The organism is Desulfobacter sp., assembly GCF_050177295.1.
This window is the reverse complement of sequence record NZ_JBFXHE010000515.1, coordinates 1-2,736: the sequence shown is the minus strand read 5'-3', so window position 1 is coordinate 2,736 and position 2,736 is coordinate 1. Positions and strand designations below refer to the sequence as shown.

At 48.2% G+C, this 2,736-nt stretch carries 5 protein-coding genes; all 5 read right to left on the bottom strand.

All coding sequences use genetic code 11. The features are described 5' to 3' along the window. Positions 1-67: 67 nt before the first annotated feature. Positions 68-607 carry a ferritin-like domain-containing protein gene (locus tag AB7U36_RS21960; protein WP_428161732.1) on the bottom strand — a complete coding sequence of 180 codons (540 nt, stop codon included), beginning with the start codon at positions 605-607 and terminating at the stop codon, positions 68-70. A 116-nt stretch (positions 608-723) separates the two neighbouring features. Beyond that, on the bottom strand, positions 724-957 hold the full coding sequence (locus AB7U36_RS21955; RefSeq protein WP_428161731.1) for a hypothetical protein: 234 nt from the start codon (positions 955-957) through the stop codon (positions 724-726). 75 nt (positions 958-1,032) lie between these two features. Next, entirely contained in the window at positions 1,033-1,383 is a 351-nt protein-coding gene (locus tag AB7U36_RS21950; protein ID WP_428161733.1) for a response regulator, read from the bottom strand. A gap of 183 nt (positions 1,384-1,566) precedes the next feature. Next, positions 1,567-1,965, bottom strand: a complete 399-nt coding sequence (locus tag AB7U36_RS21945; RefSeq protein WP_428161730.1) for a hypothetical protein — start codon at positions 1,963-1,965, stop codon at positions 1,567-1,569. Further along, positions 1,966-2,736: prolipoprotein diacylglyceryl transferase family protein (locus AB7U36_RS21940; RefSeq protein ID WP_428161729.1), on the bottom strand; the 771-nt coding region annotated here is incomplete at its 5' end.

The following is a 2,736-nucleotide window of genomic DNA, read 5'->3' as shown; positions in this document are numbered from 1 at the left end:
ACATGTATCCGGTCTCCTTTGACATATTAATTCTCCATTAATAAATCGGGTCATTTTTTCCTTTTTGTTATGCCTGGTTACCGGAAACGGCAAATCCGCTGGTTCCCAGGCCCGTGGCCGATGAGGTGCCGGCAATTCTGGCCAGGTACGCGTCCCCCAGATTTTTAATATGGCCGCCAATATTGTCAAAATAGTTGAGGTGAATCTGCTCTTCGTCAATAATAGTTTCAAAGATTTTCATGGTAATGCTGTCACCGTTTTGCCGGCAGACCTCCAGATACCCGTTGTATACGTCAATGGTGTTATCTTCCAGGGTGGAATCAAAAGGAAAAATTTGGTTGACGTTTTGGCCTTTACTGACCTTGTCGGCCAGATCGGAGGTCGGCTCTCCGCCAAGCTCTTTGATCCGTTCGGCAAACATCTCTGCATGCCGCATCTCGTCAATGGCGATCAGCTTAACCTTTCCGGCCAGTTCCCCGAAATCCATATCGTCAAGGTTGTAATGCTGGTTCATGTACTGGCTGATGGCATGCAGTTCCATGGCTCTTGCCTGGTTCAATACCTTGATCACATTATTTTTTTTCTCTTCTTTGCTTGAATTTGCCATTGTGTTTTCCTTTGCTGTTTTTTTTGATCGTTTCCGTTTATATATATGCCTGAACCACGTTTTCCAATCTGTCCGGATCGTAACACCTGTCAATGAGCGGGCCTTTTTCAAGCCCCTTAATCCGGGAGATAAACTTTTTTTTCTCCTTGGCATACAAAATGCCTACAGGTATCCAGTCTATGAAACATCCGCGACTTTTTCAAACCCTTTTTCAGCGGCATCCAGGTTTTTTCCAGCAGATCCTTTTTAAGACCGCTAAAATGGTCCTTGATTGTGGAGTGGACCGCTTCCAGCCCGGCACCAAGTACCCGAAGCCCGGCTGCCCCGCCGATCAATATGGTAATGTCCATTGGTCATTTCTCCTTGTTATGCGTCTTTTATTAATTTCCAGATGGTATTCAGACGGCTGGCCGGTATGCAGATATTCACTTTCCATCGTTTTTTTGACAACTTCGTATGGCAGAGATCAGCTGATCCGGAGCGTCGCTTTTGGCTAAATATGCCTTTGCACCGGCCCTGCGCATGGCCTGCGCAAGGTCCGGGTCCGTGTGCATGGAAAAACCGATTACACAAATATCCGGCTGGCGGGCCAGAATCTGTTCAGTCACCTGGGTGCCATGCATCTCACCTAAATCCATATCCATGATGATGACATCCGGGGCAAGGGCCCGTGCCAGCGTTATTCCATCTTCGGCTTCTCCCAGGAGCGAAAAATCAGGTTCCAGCTGCAAAATCACCTTTAATCCCTCCCTCAGAGCCTGGTGGTCGTCAACAATTAAAATTTTGATAGCTTTTTTTTTGTCACGGACGCCTCTTTTTTTATTTTAATTGCACGGAATTTAACATTGGAAAGAATTATCGGACAATGAGGGGAACCCCGCATTTCAGCAGGCGGATGTATGTATTTTTTAGTGATAGGAAGATGTTTTTTGTGCTCCAGAGGTGACCCTTGAGACGTTTCACTGCTTTTCTGCAATCAAACCGGCTCTAATCGTGCGTATCAGATTTGCAAGCATCAGCAAAATCAGTGCCCAGAACACCACCCAGGCAGCGGTGTCAAATTGCGACCCGCCTGCAATCGCTGCATACACATAGGGCAGCAGGGTATTAATCAGAACAATAATCCCCCAGCCCAGCACCTTGGGCCATGCCATGACCTGGCCGGTCAGGGAGTTAATCAGGCGGGAAGAGCCCACAATAAACCCGGGCACGGTGATCATGTCAAAAAATAGAAATACCAGGGGATCAATTCCCCGGCTTTCCAGAAGGCCTTTGAATACGATATACTTTATGATATCGTAGCACCACAGAAAGCACATGCCCCCCAATTCATGGGCCCTTCTTATGTTTATGATCAATTAGATATTTTCCTTGACCACATGAAAGGATATTTCAGATGCGGTGACAGAGCTTCGGCCCGAATGAAGAAAGGAGACAATCCAGACGCCCTGGAAAAAAAGAATCATGCCCGGATGCCACAGGGCTTTAAATCCGTTATCCAGGGAAACGGTCACCCCGGGATCAGGGAAAAAGGCCAGTAGCGTCATGGTATAAGCAATGGCTGCCAGGGCCATGATTTGGTACATGGAAAATTTGCGCTGGCCCCTGAAATCCGCCCGGAAAAATTCAGACACCACCCGCCAGACCTGGGTTACCACCAGAGTTTCCACAAGGGCGGTTCCGGCAAAGCCCCGGAGAAACAGCAAGGTGCCGGCAAGGCCGGATATCGCATAAATCACGGCGGTAATACTCTGGATGGGGATCATTTTTTCACCGGCCATACCCGAGGCATAGGCCACTTTTTTGGTATCCCCGGTAAAGACCACATTAAAATTTTCAAACAGTTTGCGGGTGCGGCTGGAACACTGGCTCAAGGGCTTGCCATAGCAGCATCCAAAGCTTAGGCAGGCAAGACGTCCCAAAGACTCTCCAAACGTATATCCAATGCTTAAACAGGCCATCATCACAGCAACGGGAACATGAAAATTAAAGGTTGTGCCCAGGGTAGCATTCACCAGCATAATGATCCAGGGTGCGGTCACCACACCGGCAAACACAGCCCCGCCAATGGTCAGGGTGGCGTTTTTTTTTTCAACAATCCGGGCTACAATTTTAGACGCCGGAATGGG

Coding starts and splice junctions, on each gene's coding strand:
- AB7U36_RS21955 (WP_428161731.1), bottom strand. CDS start 957: ATGGACATTACCATATTGATCGGCGGGGCAGCCGGGCTTCGGGTACTT.
- AB7U36_RS21960 (WP_428161732.1), bottom strand. CDS start 607: ATGGCAAATTCAAGCAAAGAAGAGAAAAAAAATAATGTGATCAAGGTA.